The sequence below is a fragment of the Paenibacillus taichungensis genome, assembly GCF_013359905.1.
Lineage (GTDB): Bacteria > Bacillota > Bacilli > Paenibacillales > Paenibacillaceae > Paenibacillus > Paenibacillus taichungensis.
This window is the reverse complement of the sequence record NZ_JABMCC010000115.1, coordinates 267683-287694: the sequence shown is the minus strand read 5'-3', so window position 1 is coordinate 287694 and position 20012 is coordinate 267683. Positions and strand designations below refer to the sequence as shown.

At 45.8% G+C, this 20012-nt stretch carries 14 protein-coding genes; 3 read left to right on the top strand and 11 right to left on the bottom strand.

The window, feature by feature from the left end:
* Positions 1-5 precede the first annotated feature (5 nt).
* Positions 6-560, bottom strand: a complete 555-nt coding sequence (locus tag HP548_RS20595) for a helix-turn-helix domain-containing protein (RefSeq protein WP_076288336.1) — start codon at positions 558-560, stop codon at positions 6-8.
* A 133-nt stretch (positions 561-693) separates the two neighbouring features.
* Here HP548_RS20595 and HP548_RS20590 point away from each other — a divergent pair, with 133 nt between their 5' ends.
* Positions 694-1275, top strand: a complete 582-nt coding sequence (locus HP548_RS20590; protein WP_175382687.1) for a LysE family transporter — start codon at positions 694-696, stop codon at positions 1273-1275.
* A 65-nt stretch (positions 1276-1340) separates the two neighbouring features.
* On the opposite strand, the gene HP548_RS20585 is transcribed toward HP548_RS20590, so the two are convergent.
* Entirely contained in the window at positions 1341-2312 is a 972-nt protein-coding gene (locus HP548_RS20585; protein WP_099854436.1) for an MBL fold metallo-hydrolase, read from the bottom strand.
* A 172-nt stretch (positions 2313-2484) separates the two neighbouring features.
* Here HP548_RS20585 and HP548_RS20580 point away from each other — a divergent pair, with 172 nt between their 5' ends.
* Entirely contained in the window at positions 2485-3018 is a 534-nt protein-coding gene (locus tag HP548_RS20580) for a DUF1572 family protein (RefSeq protein ID WP_175382686.1), read from the top strand.
* A 264-nt stretch (positions 3019-3282) separates the two neighbouring features.
* Here HP548_RS20580 and HP548_RS20575 read toward each other — a convergent pair whose 3' ends face one another.
* The 7 genes from HP548_RS20575 to HP548_RS20545 all read right to left on the bottom strand — a co-directional run bounded on the left by HP548_RS20575 (position 3283) and on the right by HP548_RS20545 (position 16211).
* Positions 3283-7590, bottom strand: a complete 4308-nt coding sequence (locus HP548_RS20575; protein WP_246318144.1) for a discoidin domain-containing protein — start codon at positions 7588-7590, stop codon at positions 3283-3285.
* A 123-nt stretch (positions 7591-7713) separates the two neighbouring features.
* Positions 7714-9123, bottom strand: coding sequence for a glycosyl hydrolase family 28 protein (locus HP548_RS20570; RefSeq protein ID WP_175382685.1), 1410 nt, complete (start codon positions 9121-9123; stop codon positions 7714-7716).
* A gap of 118 nt (positions 9124-9241) precedes the next feature.
* The gene (locus HP548_RS20565) at positions 9242-10801 is read right to left on the bottom strand and encodes an ABC transporter substrate-binding protein (RefSeq protein ID WP_246318143.1); all 1560 of its coding nucleotides are present in this window, start codon (positions 10799-10801) and stop codon (positions 9242-9244) included.
* Positions 10802-10891: 90 nt separating this feature from the next.
* Entirely contained in the window at positions 10892-11806 is a 915-nt protein-coding gene (locus HP548_RS20560; protein WP_076288329.1) for a carbohydrate ABC transporter permease, read from the bottom strand.
* 26 nt (positions 11807-11832) lie between these two features.
* Positions 11833-12795 carry an ABC transporter permease gene (locus HP548_RS20555; protein ID WP_246318142.1) on the bottom strand — a complete coding sequence of 321 codons (963 nt, stop codon included), beginning with the start codon at positions 12793-12795 and terminating at the stop codon, positions 11833-11835.
* A gap of 144 nt (positions 12796-12939) precedes the next feature.
* Positions 12940-14706, bottom strand: a complete 1767-nt coding sequence (locus HP548_RS20550; protein WP_076288328.1) for a sensor histidine kinase — start codon at positions 14704-14706, stop codon at positions 12940-12942.
* Positions 14703-16211: a response regulator gene (locus HP548_RS20545; protein WP_175382684.1), complete on the bottom strand. Its 1509-nt coding sequence runs from the start codon at positions 16209-16211 to the stop codon at positions 14703-14705. The genes HP548_RS20550 and HP548_RS20545 overlap by 4 nt, the downstream gene beginning before the upstream one ends.
* A 272-nt stretch (positions 16212-16483) precedes the next feature.
* Between HP548_RS20545 and HP548_RS20540 the strand changes: the two genes are divergently transcribed.
* On the top strand, positions 16484-17464 hold the full coding sequence (locus HP548_RS20540) for an alpha/beta fold hydrolase (RefSeq protein WP_246318141.1): 981 nt from the start codon (positions 16484-16486) through the stop codon (positions 17462-17464).
* 93 nt (positions 17465-17557) lie between these two features.
* Here HP548_RS20540 and HP548_RS20535 read toward each other — a convergent pair whose 3' ends face one another.
* Positions 17558-18211 carry a serine/threonine-protein kinase gene (locus tag HP548_RS20535; protein WP_175382683.1) on the bottom strand — a complete coding sequence of 218 codons (654 nt, stop codon included), beginning with the start codon at positions 18209-18211 and terminating at the stop codon, positions 17558-17560.
* A gap of 273 nt (positions 18212-18484) precedes the next feature.
* Positions 18485-19966, bottom strand: a complete 1482-nt coding sequence (locus HP548_RS20530) for a DHA2 family efflux MFS transporter permease subunit (protein WP_076288859.1) — start codon at positions 19964-19966, stop codon at positions 18485-18487.
* Positions 19967-20012: the final 46 nt, after the last annotated feature.

Sequence of the window (20012 nt, the reverse complement as noted above, 5' to 3'; positions counted from 1 at the left end):
TCATTTCACTTTGAATAATGAATGACCATGCTTAATTTATTCGCAGAGGCTCCCGAATTTTTATAGCCATGAGCCTTATCCGCGCGAAAACGAATCGACTCCCCTTGTTTTACCGTATAATCCTCCTCCCCAACCCGAATCGTTACTTCTCCTTCAAAAACCGTAATAAATTCCTCTGCCCCTTCTATATGCGGTTCAGCATTCAAAGAAGACTCTTCATCCATTTCCATCATGTACATTTCAAAACGCCGCCCCTCTTCGAAGGTAAAATGCGGATAAATGCGAATCTTCCCCTCATCCTCCATCAATGCTTGAATATCACTGCCCGTTACAACTGTAGTATCCGACTTCGGCTCGTGAATCAAGGCGGTAAAAGAAATTTTCAGGCCGTTTGCAATTTTCCAGACTGTCGCAATTGTAGGGTTGGATTCACCCCGTTCAATCTGACCCAGCATCGTCTTGCTGATTCCAGACATCTCGGCAACCTTGTCCAGACTAAGTTTTCTTTGTTCCCTGAGCTGCTTCAAATTCTGTGCCAGAACAACATTAATGTTTTTCAATATTCAGTCACCTCTGTTTAAAAGATTATATTGTGCTATATAGCGTACATATTGTACAATCATAAAGAACGTACGTTATAGCGTACATTTTATTTAAATATAACATACAAGAAGAATCAAATGTGGAGGACTTATGAATATCTTACCGTTACTGACTTACGCAATTGTGGCTTCATTCACACCGGGTCCCAATAACATAATCGCGATGACGCATGCAAGAAACGAAGGATTCAAAAAAATTCTTCCGTTTATTGCCGGCGTAGCAGCTGGCTGCCTGCTTATTATGTTTCTGTCCAGTTATTTCAACCTTATTCTGCATCAATACATCCCTAGGATCAAACCGGCCCTGAACATATTGGGGTGTGTATACATGATCTATTTGGCGATCAAAATTATGCGAAGTAAATCTGTGAATGCCAAAGATCCCAAGGTCAATCGTTTTACGTTTCTCTTTGGCTTCACCCTGCAATTCATCAACCCCAAAGTCATTCTGTATGGTCTTACGGCCATCTCGGTATTTGTTATGCCTCTCGGAGACTCTCATGTTCATATGATCGTATTTTCGTTACTTCTAACCATCATTGGCATTAGTGCCAATATGACTTGGGGGTTATGCGGTATGTTATTTCAGAGCTTTTTATTGAAATATGAGCGTCCTTTTAATATTCTAATGGGTGTTTTGCTCATCTATAGCGCCCTATCGATTTTAAAATAAATGCAATAGAAAAAGCGTCCTCCCATTTAATGAGCTGGACGCTTTTATATTTATTTCAAATTTCCTCAGTTTGATCTCCACCACGGTTGGCTTGGGTAAGCTCCCGTATTCAGCACAACCTTCTCACCGATTTTGGGCGTTGCAATAGTGACATTCAAGTCATGTGCAGCCTTGGTGATCCGTTCAACCGGCTCGTTCCAGGCATGATAGGCCAACGTAAATGCTGCCCAATGAATCGGAATGAGCAGCGCTCCCTTTACATCCAAGTGTGCCTGTACCGTTTCTTCTGGCATCATATGAATGTTGGACCAACGCTCATCATATTGCCCGCATTCCATCAGGGTCAGGTCAAAGGGTCCGTACTTACTGCCGATTTCCTTAAAATGAGGACCGTATCCGCTGTCGCCACTAAAGAAAACCTTCGTTTCTTGTCCAGCAATGACCCACGAACACCATAGTGTCGAATTGCGGTCCAATAACCCCCTGCCGGAGAAATGCCGCGCTGGCGTGCAGGCTAATGTCAAACCTTTGAAGGATAGCTCATCCCACCAGTTATGTTCGGTAATCTGTTCCGAGGGCACACCAAGTTGAATTAGTCTTCGACGCACGCCCAGTGGGACGATAAACCGCTGTGTTTTATTCTTCAATCTGCGAATAGAGGAATAGTCCAGATGATCATAATGGTCATGCGATATAATGATCGCATCCAAGGCTGGAAAGTCTTCGGGTTGAATCGGTAGGTTAGTGCTGTATCGTTTCGTACCCGCCCAGGATACAGGAGATGGACGGTTGCCCAGCATTGGATCAAATAACAATCTGTGTCCTTCGATCTCAAGCAAAAAAGCCGAATGACCAAACCATGTCACCTGCGGATGATCGGATACATTTAACGATTCCGCTGGTTCATATTTCTCCACCGGAATGTTACCCGCAGGCCTTCGCTCTATACTTCTCCGCATGGAATCTTTCAACATGCTCACGAGGGAGCTGAAGCTCATACCTGCGGAGGTCGGAACCTGATTTTCGTATTTTGTCATTATTCATACCTTCTGTTCTCTATAATCAATAATTCAAGCGATCATTCAATCTTGAGTAAAACAGGAGCAATATTAGACTTTATATTAAATCATTGTTCGTTTATAATCAATTCGCCTTCGGTTATCTGAATTTGATATCCAATCAACCCTAATGAATGGAGGACATGTTATCATGATTAAACTTATTCAGGACGTAGTTGAGGACATGAACAAGCAGCTAGAACGTATTGAAACCAGCTTGAACAGGTTGAACGAGGATCAGATTTGGACCAGACTTCAGCCTGGTATGAACAGTGTGGGGAATTATTGTCTGCATTTGGCGGGCAATGAATATCAGAATCTGGTGACAGGTATCGGGAACCAGCCTCTAATCCGGGAACGCTCTGCTGAGTTCAATACCAATGGTGGTTTGAGCCGGGAGGAATTATTAGCCAAGCTTCACCAGGTGCGAACAGAATCAACTGCGATATTATCTAGTCTGGTAGAGGAGGATTTATCCAGAGAAGTGACCATTCCCTATGAGTTGACCGATTGGAATCGTATGAACCGTCGTGAGGATGAAGCCAAAGATGCGCATGAGCATAAATTTGTACGTTCTCTGTTAATAAAGGTCTCTTCCCATTACGGATACCATACCGGCCAGATCGTATTGCTGTCGAAGCTTTTACAGCCCAGCGACGAACATCTCACCGGACTGTATCACTAATTTATTCGAGTAACCCAAAACAAAAGAGTTTTTCTATAAAGAACTGCATGACGGTAGGTGAAATATCCACTCCTCAAAACCGTTAAATAAAAAAAGATAGTGTCCCTTCTTTGCAAGGACACTATCTTTTCTATCTTTATCATATTAATCAGTACGAAGTTTACTTCCTTATATAAAGTTCCATCTGTACATCCTGAATCTAGCTTCTGTTCATTCTACTAAATGGTATCAATTGAGTTATTGCAACTGCCTGGTCTCCTTCATTCAAATGGAAACCAGACCACCCAGCGCCATCTTCAAACTATTCGCAGCGGAATCAACATCGTCCTGGTTTGCTTCCAGATCCGTATCAACCACGGCTGCACTCGTGACAGCAGCCTGTAACTGCGCATAGCTCTCTCCGGAGTAATCCTCCTCATTCATTGCATTTGCCCGTTCCATCAGCAGTGTAAGGAGCGTTCTGTCCACAATCTTCTCATAGAACTCCAGCTCACCGATATTGGCAAAGCCGTTTGGCGTATAATAGCGCAAATAACGATAAGCATTGCTGCTGCTCAAAGACTGCTTATACCACTTGATCTCGCTTACACCACTTATGGTATAAAGCGTATCAAAGTTCACCCCATCAGTGGATCCCTGGATCAGGGCTCCACTCATACGGGCGGCATTGCCGGTGCGTGGGATAAACCTGATACTGCCAACTACTTTGGCGTGATCTGCTCCCAGATCAACTCGGGTCCAGCCTGCTGCTGTTTTGGTATCTGGCGATGTGGCAGGATCACCGTCAAATGCGCGCCATCCGTTATTAATTGCATCAACCTTTCCATCCCATGAAATGGAGGATGCAAGCACCATGGCAGTGTCTACATGAATTGGAGGAAATGAGTCAGCGAAAGAGATTAGCAGGGTCTTGGCTGCAATTAACTCTTTAAGCAATGCCATCTTGTTTGCATCTGGTTCGGTCAATGAAGCTTTGATGTGGTTAATCTCCTGCTGATAGAGATAGTAACTTCCTTGGGTGTAACCTTCAGGCGCAACCACTTTTGAATCCACAACTTCCGCATCGTAGTCTACATCACCATAAAACTCAACTTCAGCAACGTTACCACTCCATGCTGAGTTGTTGTACAGTTTTAAATATCGATAATATCCATTATTCAGAAGCTGATCTTGTCTAATATCCGACCACGTTCCTTCTTGTGAACCTTTTAGAGGCTGTGTCAGATCCGACCAATTTGAATTATCGTTGGAACCCTGAATGACAAGCCCGTTCATTCTTGAGCTGTTGGAAGCTCTTGGCATCAGCACAATTTCGTCCAGCTTCACAGACAGTCCTTCACCGAAGTCCACCGTGTAGAAGGAACCCGAAGATGTATTCAGATCCCCATAGGTGGACGTGTCACCATCGAATAGCAGATAACCCACCTCATCCTGGAATAACCCGTTACCTGGCCATTGTTTATCCGAAGCCTTTACTTTCGCCATCATAGACACATCAATATACCTGCCGCCATCTACAAGGAACAGCTTTGAATTGTCAGTGGTTAGCACTGTCCGCTCCCCTGCTGTTCCGTCACTCTGTTCGTAATCCACCGTAAACTTGACCGCACCTGTAGGTACATCATTTCCCATAGCAGCCACCGCCGTCCAATGGATCTGATCCTGCGTCGTAACGGTTGCTGCAACTCCCTGAATGATCGCCGTTACATTCTGGATTGCTTCCTTAGCCTGAATCGTCAATTGTACGGTGTCCCCAGTTGCAATCTTGCCACTTACACTTTGATCCGAAAAGATGGAGACGGACTCCAGCTTATTACCTGTCTCATGACGTTCACCATAGATCCGGAACTCGGTCATTTCGAACAAATTCCTGACGATGCCATACAATACATCCGGCTGTGGATGAAGCAGCTGAACCTTGATGAACCGGAACGAATCGTCCTGGTATTCGGGAGCAACATCCAGGGTTTGAAAGCTCTGGGTAAATGCTGTTAACCCCGGGGTCAATCGTACCCAGTCCTCCCCATCATTGGAGCCAAAAACAGCTGACTTCGCGAGACGATCGGAAAAAATATTACTTTGGAATCCAAAGGACCTAGCCGATACTTTGAAATCCGGTCCGAAATCAATCATATGGTATAGGTTTGGCGCACGTGTATACGAAACCCCCGTCTGATTGTCCCCGTCCACCATATTGGCAATGTCTGTCCCAAAGGTCGATGACGCAACGATGTTGTGGTAATCAATACCCCCGCTCTGTTCCAGCAACGGAGTGACCAGCTTCAGCGCTTCCGCTGCTTGGGCTAGCTCATGCAGTTGCACATAGAATACTTCATCTGTAGCTGTATCAAGCTGGTCAAGGGTATCCTCATACACTGCATGAAATGAGTTGAGTGTTGCTGCTACATAAATTCGATCCTGATCATAAGCAGCTATGGCCTGCTCCACAGCGGAAGCCCGATTCGCCGAAACTACAATCTTGACATCTTTTGTCGTGATTGTTGTGCCGTCTGAAGCGGCGACATGGAAGGAATGAGTTCCAGTCTGTGACACTCCCGGCTGCCAAAGCATCTCGCCCGTGGCTTCATTCAATGCTGCTCCTTGAGGCAGATTCGGGCTGGAGTAGTTCACCACATCCGTTCCCCCAGCATCGGTTGCTTCAAACTCAACACGAATTGGCGAGCCAGGATAGGCGAATATGGAGAGATCAGAGTTTCCTGTTTTGAATTCTGGCGGAGTCAGCTGTTCACTTGCTTTGATATGAATGTGGTCGATATCTACTGTCGTATCCGAACCTGTGACCTTCATATACAGAATATCGTTCAGACTCTGGAAGCTGTCCAGCGTATAAGTCACATACCGCCACTGTCCATGCGTATCCGGCAAAGTTAATGTATCATTGATTCCAGGAGTAAGCTCCAAGTAGGCAGGCCCATTGGTACGGATGCGGAAACCAATGATCTTCTCACTGCTGGAACCGTTAAGAAATGCTATACGACTTCCCATTTGCGTCGCCTGAAACCGCACAAACGACGTATCTCCTTCCTTTAGGGTGGTTGTGTTGCCGCCAAGCTTCGTATAACGATCTTCAATGTCGATCAGTGAGCCGCTTGTCTGCTCACGCGGCAGAAATTCTGCACCTTCAGACACTGCCTCCTCTGGCATATACAGCCAGAAGTCTCCGCCTCCGTCCACATTGTCCCAGTTTTTGTTCAGAGTACCACCATAATAAAAATTGGAAGGCAACCGCTTCGTAAATGCTTCATAATAATGAGGAGCCTTCTCTGCAACATTAATGCCCCTGACATATGTGTAGTAGTAATACATATCCCAGAAATTTGCCGTATTCATTCTACCTTTGTAGGCGTTGGATATATGATTATACGTATCCCGAATCGTTCCATCTGGCGAAATGGCATAGGCCACTGGCGTCCAAGGTGTATCATAACCAAGCATGAATTGCCAGAAGAAGTCTGCGGCCGCCAATATGCGATCATCCAGGAACTCATACGGTCCGACCGCATTTGCCGCTGTTGATACGGTACCCTCCACTGGATCGACCTTTGTCCCCTGAGCAAGCAGCATACGTGATAGGATAGCAGCGTTAGTGAGGTCTCCACCCCCATGCGCCTGGTCCCTGCCCATCTCCACATGCTGAATCACCGGCTCATCCAGTGGCTCCCCAGTCAGATCATCAATATTCATTAGGCGGAACAGCTGCTTGACCGACCCATTAAAGCCTTGGTCTTGCGCAGTGCTATTGACTGTGAACCACTCAACCGCCTCGTCATATCTGCTCTGATTGTTGGTAAAAATATAACCTGCCATCGCACCCAACAAAGGATAGTTATGCTGATTCATGAAGCGATTGTTGTCACGTTGGAAGGTCTCAATGACCGGATTAATCAGGTTGGTTGTAAAATTCGTTGTATCCTGCGCTGTCCATCCCAGCTCATCCGTCTGATAACTTGTATATCTCAGAATCTCAGCTGCCGTCACCATGCGATTCAGCGGAATCCCGGTATGAATGTGCGCATCATTAAAGTAGACATATTTGGCAGGGTCCATCTGCGACCAGATCCGAATGATACGCATCGCATTGGACCGATACGTCTCATCTCCTGAAATATAATACATCAACGCTTGTGTATACGCTTTCAATCCATCGCTTATAAAACGGGAGTTGAAGCCTTGGCTGTTGAAGGCATCGCTTGCCGGTTTTGTTGGGTCCGTTTGGCTGGCATTGCTGGACGTCACTGTCTTGGAAGCCGCTGCCGAGCTAGTCATCGCCACATAGTAGGAATACCATGGTTCCTGCTGCGATAGTACCTGCTCTCTCATGTTCTCTAAGACTTCCTTGGTTAGTCCAACTCCGGGATGCGTGAAACCACCTGTGATTGTTTCATTGATCTGAACTTCATATCCTGACACAGTAACATCGTTTGAATTCGCAGCAGCTGCGATGGAATGGGTACCGACCGGTATAAGTGTTGCCAACAGACTGATTGCAGCAAGTATAGCAATCACCCGTCTCCATCTTTTCCCCTCATGAAATCCGCTATTCATTTCCATATCAATCCTCCTCATTTTCATGGAATTCGATGTTCTTCCCTTGAAGCCCACTTGTGCCAGACATTGAAAATTAGACATCCCCCCTTTCCTGTTTACTCGTCGTATTTTCCTATTGAACACCCCCTAGCGGAATGTGATGCCACGTACATACTCGTTCATTTCAATCGCTGGATGATTTGGACTATCCACACGTTGACCTGCAATAGTGAGATTATTAAACGTTACTCCTTCGATACTGTGCTCTTCGTCATAACCATAGATCCGGGAAGGATGTAACGTCCCTCCTGCATACTCGATATCCTCAAATAAAATGTGTTCGATCCTCCGACCAGGAGCAGGATTATAATCCTTGTTCCTAACCACACGCAGATCGAACAGCTGACCTTGTTCAAAGGTTTCCACTCTGATTCGCGCATAGACAACGTTCCGCACAGTATTATGATCACCCGCGTTAATGGCCATGGCTCCCCAGTAGTTGGGTTGTGGCTCGTGATGTTCCAGAATGTCGATATCTTCGTACCGGATATCCTCAATCACATCACCGTTCGCCTCGTGATCCCCATGCGTGCCAATCATAAGTGGATGTGCCACGTCAGCCCACAGCACAGCATGACTAACCCGGATACGACGCGAGTTACCACGGTAACCCCATCGGCTGCCATAGATCGCAATACAATCATCCGAGTTGCGCAAGAAAACATGTTCGATCTCAATATCCGAGCTGGACATGATATCAATACCATCCGACCAGCCCCTTGTGCTGAATGACTTAATACCCTTGATGGACACGTACTGTGAGCTACCGATGTACACACTGTAGTGCGGTACGTCGATGATCATAATGCCTTCAATGGCAATCTGGCTCGCATGGATCAACCGAATTCCGCGGAATGCTGAGAATCGATGAAAGTCGGCCAGATAAACCAAGCCTCGCCCCCGGATTGTAACGTTCTGAACCCGATCACAGACGAATGAACCGGCAACAGCAGCACCGCCATCAATATAAACCGTCTTGCCCGATGGAACGCGTAGGATGGTCTCTTCAATGTAATGCATGCCTGGTGTAAAATAGAGTACTTCAGCTTCTGTCTCGAGCCATTCCGTACGATGGATGCCAGGCTGTATGACGTGAACACGTGGATCGTGCATGCTTGGAGCATCCGTCTCCAGCCCGTTTCCGAATAGATGCAGATTGCGAAACCGTTCGCCATTTACCTCGATGGACAACTTAGCAGATTCTTTCAGTTCAAATGAGATTACATTGGCCTGAATCTGTGGTTGGATTTTATAAGATAAGGGCCGAATATCAATGGTCTGAACCTCCGTGTACCTGCATTCAATTTCCAATTCAACAGGAACACCCATATCAAAATAAGCCATACTGGCCTGCCGCACCTGGTGCATATCAACCTTTACTCCGTATACATTTACATCAGACCACGGTCCGTCGCTGCCCGCCTCACGAATACGAATAATGTAATCTTGAGATTGGGGAATTTCTTGAATCAGGGGATAACAGATGATTGGCTTCACATGCGTTCCTCCAGCTATGATATAGGTGTAGACCCCGGAGTATCGTGGGGTCTACAGGCACATTGGTACTTATATTATTGATTCGTTCAAATGTCTCCACAATTCTACTAATCCGAGTCTAGTACTTCTTGCTTGCTGCAAAAGCATCCAGTTGAACCTGTAATTCAGCCATAAACTTGTCGAATCCGGCACCCTCCAGCTGTTTCTTCACATTGGCAAGATCGGCATCAATATCCTTGGTAATACCCACTGACAGCGGAACGATATACTGCGATTTAACCGTCTCCATGCTTGCAAGCTCTGCAGCCACATTAGATGTGGCAAGCCCGAATCCGGCCAGTGGACTTTGACCATTCTCTTCCGCTTTCTTGGCACCTTCATTCTGCAATTTATCGTTAATGGCCTGCCATTCGTCCGGATATTTCTCCTGCAGGTTCATATATCCATCATATAGCCCCGTCCAGCCTGGCTTTTTGTTCTCCGATTTGATGCCTTCATAGCTAACGAATTCGCCATCCAGCTTGTAATTCTCTCCTTCAACTCCGTACTGCAACAGATTGTAATACGTTCGATCAGTATGAGCTTTTTCGATAAGCTTCAGAGCCGTTTCGACGTGTTTGGAATGAGCACCAATTGAGATCATGGTGATATTATCCGGTGCCATAAACGGCATGTAGGCCGGAATATTGTTGAAATAATAATCAAACCAGCCATACTCAAAATCAGGATGCAGCTCTTTCAGTGCACCAACATAACTGCTGCTGACAGCGCCAAAGTGGTTGTTAAATTCAAGCGGCTTTTTGTCGGCTTTCATCAATTCCAGCGTCTCACTTGTCGCATTGCCCTGAGCAGCCAAAATATCGTGGCTCACAATGCCATCTTCATACCACTTTTTGGACCGCTCCAGTACCTGCTTATACTCAGGTGTGTCGTACATGCTGATCGCCTTGTATGGCTCATCCACGGTAGCAACAACGTATCCTTTTACCAGATCCAGATAATTGGAGCCCGCAACCAGAGTCCAGACGTTATCCGCGAACCGCTTATCATTAATCATCGGCGTGTCTGGATAAGCTTCTTTGGCCTTGTAAAGATATTGTTCTACGGTATCCAGATCTGTAATTTCCGGTAATCCCCACGCTTTGCGCAGATCTTCACGGAACAACAGGCCTTCTCCGCCGCCTCCGGGCTTATTGTATTGTGGAATGCCGTAGAGACTGCCGTTAATTTTTACGGTATCCAGTGTGCCTTTATAATGCTCCACCAGATCAGGCACATCTCCCAGCAGTGGGGTCAGATTCGCAAATGCATTCTTGGTGGCGAACGATGCAAAGTCGGACCATGCGCCGCCAACATAAACGTCGTATTCCTTCGCGGCGATAGCTCTGCTGATTTGATTCTTTTCGTCTCCCCAAGGCACAAAGTCAAAACGAATCGTTGCCCCCAGATCCTTGATCGTTAGCTCATCCAGTTGCTTGTAAAAGTTGTCCATGCCACTGGCGGGAGCATTTCCCATCGTGATACCCTTCAATTGCACAATCGTCTTGCCATCGGATGTCGTTGTGCCCGAGCCTTCGGTAGCACCTTTGTCCGAACCCCCATTCGAACATGCGGAAAGGATAACCGTGAATACCATGAGACAAGACAGAAGTGATTTTCTAATATGTAGCGCTTTCAAAACAATCCCCTCCATTATGATGATATTTTGTATGTGAAGCGACCAGTGGCAGCCTTTCACCCTATCCTGATCGTGTAAACCCATTATCATTTATCCCTTCACGCCTCCAACAATCAGACCGCTGACAAAATGACGCTGCATGTACGGATACAGTAGGATAATGGGACCTGTCACCAGCATGGTCGTTGCCAGCTTCATCGTTTCACTTGGCAGCTGATCCACGACAATCTGAGCGTCTCTGACGGCATCCGTTACACGGGATAACATACGATAAAGCAGATACTGCAATCCCCATTTCTCCTGATCGGAAATCAGGTACAGACTATAACCAAACCAGTTATTCCAGTAACCCAGTCCAAGGAACAGTCCGATGGTTGCGCTAACAGGCTTCGAGAGTGGAAGAACAATCTGCCAATAGATTCTGAAATCGCCTGCCCCATCGATTCGTGCCGACTCCATTAAGGAATTTGGAATGCTTTTGACATAATTGCGGAAAAGGAACACATTAAATGGAGAGAGCATACCTGGAAGGATAATCGCCCACAACGTATGATTGAGATGCAGCACATTGGCGACCACCAAGTAGGTAGGAATCAGTCCGCCGCTGAACAGCGTAGTAAAGTAGATAAAGAAGGCCACCTTGTCCCGGTGCTTAAAATCCGGACGGGATAGAATGAATCCGCTCATGGACGTTGTCAATAATCCAAGCACTGTGCCCAGCACCGTAACATAGATGGTAACGAGATACGCCCTGCCAATTTCCCCTCCCAGGGTGGTGAAAACAATCTTGTATGCATCCAATGTGAAATCCTGCGGTAGCAGTGAGTACCCATTAACTACAATTTTGGATTCATCACTCAGTGATCCTGACAGCATCAGGATAAATGGAGCGACGCAGATTAGTGCTACCAATCCAACAATGACCACAGCCATAACATCGAATATTTTCGAGCTTGCATCCACTTTTAACTTGTTCTTGTCAGATGTTGCAGCAAGTTGTGCCATCAGGCTTCCTCCCATTCGGATAACGATTAAAATAATGAATTTTCACGATCCACTTTACGCACAATTGCGTTTACCGTCACAACAAGTACCAATCCGAACATCGATTGATATAGCCCTGCCGCCGTTCCCAGTCCGAGACTGAAATTCACGGTTAATGAACGGTACACATACGTATCGATAATGTCGGTTGCATTCAGCAGCAGTCCGTTGTTGCCGATTATGTTCCAGAACAGATCGAACTGTCCCCTCATAATTCCTCCGATAGCAAACAAAACCAGGATGATAACCGTCGGCTTCAAAAGCGGCAGTGTAATGAACCGAATCCGTTGCCACTTGCTGGCGCCATCGACATAAGCTGCTTCGTATACGCTTTCATCAATACCCATAATAGATGCTAAATAAATGACCGTACCGTACCCTAGCCCCTTCCAGATTTCGATAATGACGATGATGAATGGCCAGACCTCAGGTGACTGGTAGAAGTCAAAGCGCTCGAAACCCAATGACGTAAAAACGTTGTTAAACACACCATACTTGTAGTTGAACAGATTGTATACAATGGAACCAACTACGACCATCGAGACGAAGTAAGGCATGAACATCAGCGTCTGCGACGTTTTCATGAATTTCTTGAATGTCAGTTCCCTAAGCAGAACGGCCATGGCGATCTGACAGATGTTGCCGAGTACTATGAAGGCCACATTATAGAGCATCGTATTGCGAGTCAATTTCCAGACAATCGAATCCCAGCCTCCTTTGAACAGGAACTCAAAATTTTTCAACCCCACAAATGGACTGAACAAACCCTTGCTAAAGTCATAATCGGTAAACGCGTTGTAGAGTCCCGCCATGGGAAGGTAGTTGAATAAAGTGAAAAACACGACCAGGGGAATCAGCATAATATAATAGGTTTTGTGTTCCCTGAGGTCTGCAAAGCGACTTTTCTTCTGTTTGAGCGCTTTCGTCATTGCTATATTTGGTTCTGCCATCGTATCACCCTTTCCTTGCTTCTTATTGTAGTCCGGCACGATACCTCTCTACTATTCGAATTTCACAAGATTTCTGGTACTTTTCGATGAAAATGCAAAACAAAAGCGACAGGTAAAAAATACCTGTCGCCATTTCCCTGATAATCAATTACTGGCTTGTTTCAATTCATGTGCATCCCGAAAAACCATCGGCACATTGATGATTACACTTGTGCCTCTACCCTGAACTGATTCATAATGTATTCCATCCGTTTCATTATAATAAAACTCCAGCCGTTTGCGGATGTTATGTACGCCGTATCCGCTGCCTTGATGGCGGTGAAGCCTAGAGGGCGGTAGCTCTAAGCCAGGGCCATCGTCAGTAACCACGATCCGTACTCGCCCTTCCTCTATGCCTCCCGTAATTGTAATAATGCCACTGCTCTCGGGCTTTTCCAGAATACCGTGTACAATCGCGTTCTCAACCAGCGGCTGGAGCGTAATCTTGGGCAACATACATTGCAATACCGCTTCATCTACGTGTACATCGAATTGGATCTTGCCTTTGAACCTCTTCTGCTGAATGCTTACATAGATCTCCGATAAGCGCAGTTCATCTCTCAAGGTTACGAAGTCTTCCCCTTTATTCAGAATCAACTTGTAATAATCAGAGAGAGCGTACACGACCTGCTGAACGTTCTGCTTCTCTTCTTTCTGAGCCATCCAGACGATCATATCAAGCGTATTGTACAGAAAATGCGGATTAATCTGGGACTGCAATGCCCGCAGTTCTGCTCCTTTCTTATCTTGCCCAAGCCTGTACTGATTGTCCATCAGTTCCCTGACACTGTTAATCATATAATTGTAGCTGGATACCAGATGACCTACTTCATCCTCCCTATTGGGAATATCCAGTGTATTTAATCTGCCTTGCCGAACCTGACTCATTCTGTTCATAAGCAAGAAGATGCGACTCGTAATAGATTTCGTCACCGGGATGATGCATACCAATAGAGCTAGGCAGACAAGCAAGTATACGAGGAGCACCTTGTTTCGCACCTTATTCACAGCTGTAGCTGCCGTATCTGGAGATATGACGGAATGCAGGAACAGATTGCTCGATCCAACTCTTGAATCTCGGACGATATAAGAGGAGTCACCCACTTTGACCTCTTCAAACTGATTTCGGTTCACCTGAGAACTGTATCCATTTCGTTGTTCCAACTCCGTATGTCCATTGCTGATGATTACTTCTCCCTCATCCGTATCCAAGTAGACCAGCTGCTCCATGGCTGAGTTCATGATATAGGGCTGAAGCTGAGGCAACTCCACACGCAGCGTTACGATGCCTACCGGTTCGGAATAGTCGTTAATATTCCAAAGCACTCTTCCCAGCGCTAAATAACTTACGGACGATGTGCTGCTCTCATCCTTCATCATCACCCACACCGCTTCGCCGCCCCCTGCAACGATCTTCCTGACCCAGGGCAATGACGACACCTGGGCGTATGGACGATACATCGTTGCATGTGGACCCGTTATGACGAAGTCATCATTAATATAATAAACGATACCGTTAATCTCAGAATTTGTCTGAAGAATACGTGTATAATCCGTGATCCGTTCAAAGGCGGATAGCTGCTCCCACACCTGCATATGCTCCGGGTCTTTAGAGAAAACCGCATTGATCTGTTCGTCAATCGTAATCATCGACGACACTTCCTCAATGTGGGAGAATTTGCTGGACAGCAGTGATAAAGTTTGGTCAAAACTTTGGTTGGCTGCATAGTTCTGTCCGGTGATTACAGAATTACGAAGTTCGCCGTATGTCGCCGAGAACGTAATCATCAGCGGAATAATGCCTGCAAGTGCCAGCAGAATGACCAGCTTTTTTTGCAGAGATAGGTTGCCCAGCCACTTCAGAAGCCTCATTGGGAAAACTTCTTTCGATATTCCACAGGCGTTACGCCCGTAGCAGCCTTAAACACTTTGGCAAAATATCCTGCACTGGCATAACCGGACATCTTCGAAATATCGATCATTTTGAAGTGCTCCTCAAGAATAAGCCTCTTGGCAAGCTCCAACCGATAGTCATTCAGATACTGCTTAATCGTAGTTCCTGTCTCCTGCTTGAAGAGAACACCAAGATGGGCAGTGGATAAGTGCACATGGTCAGCAATCTCCCTCACATCCAGGTCAACATCGCTGCAATGGTCAGATATATAGTTCATTACATTACGAATCAAGCCCGAATATGGGGATACCCGGGTGAACTCCTCCTGATACGCATGACACAGCTCAAGCATGTGATCCTTCACCTCAAGCATTGTACGGCATTCGTTCAACTGCTTCTCCACATCTTGAATCTGAACCATCTTCCCCCTGCGGATTAGTACACCATTTCTCTCCTTGAACAGCGCATTGGCAAACGTGACACACATGGATAGCACTCTTTCTCTTGCCTGAACCCCTTCTACCAGCACTCTGTTACAGAACGTCTCCATCCAGTCGATCAATCCATCCGGTTCCTGCTTCAGCAACTGGTAGAATTCAGGATATATGTCGCTTCTGAGCCCTTGTGGTGCGTAATTCACCGGATCATATGTGAGATAACACAGATCTGGCTTGAAAAAAACATGTTCCATGGCCAGTGCCGCTTCGCGGAAACTTCTGGATACTTCCTCCAGTCCAGCCACTACCTGACCAGCTGCAATACGAAGCCCGCTATACTCCCTGCATAGCGTTTCTGCTAGTAGCCTCACTATCTCCTCATCCGGTCGGGGCAGTGCCACGACAAGCAGCAAACGGTCATAATCCAATTGCTCGGCGATGGTAGCAAGATTATGTTGTTCCCAGTAATTCTGGATGTTGACGGCATCAAACAGTATTTCCTTGTTGAACTGGGTTACGATCAGACAGACATAGCTCGCATGTACCGGATAACCGATTTCCTGGGCTTTGCACCTAAGTTCATCAGCGGGTTGGGACTGCGTTCTCAAGGCATTAGCCAGCTTCACACGCTCCAGGTCCATCTTCTGATCCAACAATACATGCTGCGCCTTCCGCTCGGCGATATAATGCACCGTTTTCTGAATGGCGTTCTCCATCTCCGGCAACTTGATCGGCTTTTCCACATAATCGACGGCCGAGAGCTGAATCGCACTCTTCAGGTATGCCACATCCATATACCCACTCATGAATAACAGCTTGCTATCTGGGCAGACTGCCACGAACCGCTCGGCAAATTCGATCCCATTAAGCTTCGGCATGCGTATATCCGTAATGACAATTTCGGGCCTTTGAGCGGTTGCAATACGTAAAGCCATGGCTCCATCCTCGACCTGAAGCACCTCATGTACACCGAAGCTCTCCCAGTCGATAGCCTCCACTAGTCCTTCTCTTGTATAATCGTCGTCATCGGCAATCAATACTTTCATCGCGATGTCCCCCTTTTTACAATGTACAGCTATGGCGTTCATTAAGATAGCGCTTACATTAATAAGCACGTTCTGCTTCCTCGCCCTTTCTATCCTTCATACCGGTATAATATATCAACAGTGCCGCCTTTGGCTATCAATCAATTCTGAGAAATATACATTTTATCCAATTTAATCGGGCAAAAATAATTAAGGTGGAATTAAGACTCTGTTTTCTCTCCAATAAGATTGGGCATATATGATAGAGAAAATACAGAGAGAGTATGTGAGAGATGATGAAAAAATTTCGCAGAAGATTATTTAAGACGTTTATATTCGGAGCAGTGGCATTACTTCTCCTTCTGGTTACAGGTTTTATCTATCAACAAGTGAGTACCCGTCAGGATCAGAAAACATTTAGTCCGCCTGGCAAGCTCTACAGCATACATGGAGACAATATGCATTTATATACGGGTGGTCAAGGAAATGCAACAGTTGTCCTTGCATCCGGGTGGGGCACCGCTAATCCTTATGTAGACTATTATCCGCTTTATGAAAAGCTTGCACCGTACACGAAATTCGCGGTTTATGATCGCTTTGGCTATGGTTATAGCGATATGACCGATAAGAAACGCGATGTGGATACTGTGGCAGATGAATTGCACGAGTTATTAGAGGTATCTGGGCAAAAGCCGCCATACGTTCTGGTGGGGCACTCCCTCGGTTCGCTGGAAACGCTCCGATTTGCGCAAAAATATCCGGATGAAGTACAAGGTATTGTCATGTTGGATGGGGGAAGTCCGGAATATTACGCCAACGACACTGACGATATGGCAAGTGTGATTGGTGGCTTCATGAACCAATTTCGGATCAAAACCGGTTTGTTTCGGTTGACTCTACAGTCTGACGCTGTTCTGGAAGCCTCCAATGCCAATCGCAACGGCCTGAAGTTTGTACCAGATGATCTGAAAAAAATAGATACCACGGCTCTATTGCTTAACTATGGGAATGCGAACACTGTGGATGAGCTGCGTGAAATGACAGCCAATGCCAAGGTAGTCGTCGATAACAAAAAGCCCTTCCCGTTTCCACTAACCATACTGACAGCAGATTACTTCGGAGCCAGTGAGCCGATATGGGATAAAACCCAAGCTGAATTTACGTCCTGGTCGGAACATTCCAAACATGTAACTGTAAAGGATACCGAGCATTATATTCATCAATATCACCCGGATCTTGTTGCCAATGAAATATTGGAACTGGTTAAGAAGTAGATTTCCTAAACAAACGCAAAATAGCGTAAAATTTCTTTCGAAAAAACCCCAACGATTCTGGTAATCGTCAGGGTTTTTATTTCGTTAAACTCGTTACTGTGCCAGTGCCATCCTCGGTGTTAGCGATCTGAAATGTGCCAATGCCTCTTGAACCTCCGTGCTCGTAAGACCGTGTCGATCAAAATAATGCACAATCTCCTCCATGTCAGTTCCATCACCGCTGTATATCCGCTCAATCTTTCGAATAATCTCTTGTTGTAATCGCTCCCGCAACCGCATACAACTGACAGGTTCACATAGCCAAAAATCAGTTCGCTTGACCTCACCTGTTGCAGTCCATAACAAATTCTCATATCGTATGACATCCCAATCACGATAACCCGCCTGAATCTGCTGAAGTTCTGTTGAAAACATATCATATATCAGATTGTGCGGTATGTGCCCGTATGTTATCCGAAACTGTCTCAGATTGAGGCCATCGATCCATTCTGTCAGCACAAAATTCCCCGAAGCGTACGCATACAATTCGGGAACATGATGGTTGTTTTGCAATGACATGAGCGCGTCACATTCAAATTCTCCATCCACTTTTCCACGAGGCGTATATACCTTAAGGCAATACTCTTGTAAACGATAGACAACCGACTGCTTTCCCATTAGTGAAGCTTGCATGGTCAGATGACCATTTTTCTCGTATCGATCTAGCAATTGTTCAATATTAGCAGGAATTGATTTAACCATTCTCATAAAGACGTCTCCTTGATTATAAGATACATTCTAAAACGTTTTCCTCTATCCGTTATTATTAATCTACTCTCTATATTATCTTTAAAATTTCATATGAACATATACAATTTCGCCAGAACATGAACTATTTGCTTCCAAAATCGAGATTTGTTTTATTCGACTGGCAGTTTTATTTTCACTCTAATGGATGGAACCCGTTTCATGTCAAGGTACAAAAAAACGATGCCCTCTATTAATGAGAGAGCATCGTTTCATTACTAATATGACTTTCAATTAATGCATAGGTCCTTGTTGACCCTGCTGAGCACCGACCTTAACTCGTTTCACGAAGAGTGAAATGATCAGACCAATGACAGCAAGAACCAGTGCGAAAATAAATGCATTTTGTACACCGGATGTGAAGCCAGCCAACTGATTCTCTGGACTCTCCGGATCTGTCACACCGCTCAAGAAGCGTGTCTGACCTGCGCTCAATATACTTACCGCAACAGCTGTACCAATAGCTCCTGATACCTGCTGCAATGTATTCATAATCGCCGTTCCGTGAGGATAGAAATCAGGTGGCAATTGATTCAAGCCGTTGGTTTGTGCAGGCATCATGATCATTGAAATCCCGATCATCATGAAGATATGCAGCGTAATAATCTTGCCAAGGGTCGTTGTCGGAGTGATTCCTGTGTACAAGAAGAGTACAACAGTTACGATCGCAAGACCGATAATCACAAGCCACTTCGGACCAAATTTGTCAAACAGACGCCCCATAACCGGAGACAAGAATCCATTCAGCAAGCTGCCCGGCAGCAGTACCAGACCGGCAGTCAGAGCCGTAACCGCCATACCTTGTTGCAGGTACATCGGCAGGATCAGCATGGATGACAACATCATCATCATACAAAGGAAAATCAGAATCAAGCCGACTGTAAACATTGGATATTTGAATGCCCGCAGATCCATCATCGGCTGTTTCATTCTCAGTTGACGGATGCTGAACAGCAGCAAAGATAATACTCCAATAACCAGTGTGGCTACAACGATAGGACTGGTCCAGCCACCACCACTTTCCCCATGTCCTCCTGCACTACTGAATCCGTACACGATACCACCGAAACCAAGTGTGGAAAGCACAATGGAAAGAACATCAATTTTGGGCTTGGTCAAATTCGAGATATTCGGTAAGAACAGCAAGCCGCATACCAATGAAATAATGAAGAACGGCAAGGAGATCCAGAAAATCCAGTGCCAGCTCAGATTGGCCAGAATCAGACCCGAGATACTCGGACCACTTGCTGGTGCAAACATGATAACCAGACCGATCAATCCCATGGCAGCGCCACGTTTTTCAATCGGGAAAATAACCAATATGGTGTTGAACATTAGTGGCAGTAACAGAGCTGTACCTACAGCTTGCAATACCCGTGCCACCAAGAGAATTTCAAAGCTCGGTGCAATAGCAGCAACTAGCGTTCCTGCAATCGAAAAAATCAGAGAAGTTGTGAACAACTGTCTCGTTGAAAACCATTGTAACAGCATACCGGAAACCGGCACCAAAATACCCAAAACGAGCAAATAACCTGTCGTTAACCATTGAATGGTCGTTGGTCCAACTTCGAGCAAGCCCATAAGTGGTGTCAATGCCACATTTAGTGCAGTTTCACCGAACAGACCAATAAAACCGCTAAGTAGCATAGCGAATAAAATCGGAAATACTTTATATTGTTTTGTTTCTTGTTGATCCTTTACAGAACCAGCCTTCATGGCAGCTTCCACAATCCCATCCTCCTCAAACAATCTGACGATTTCT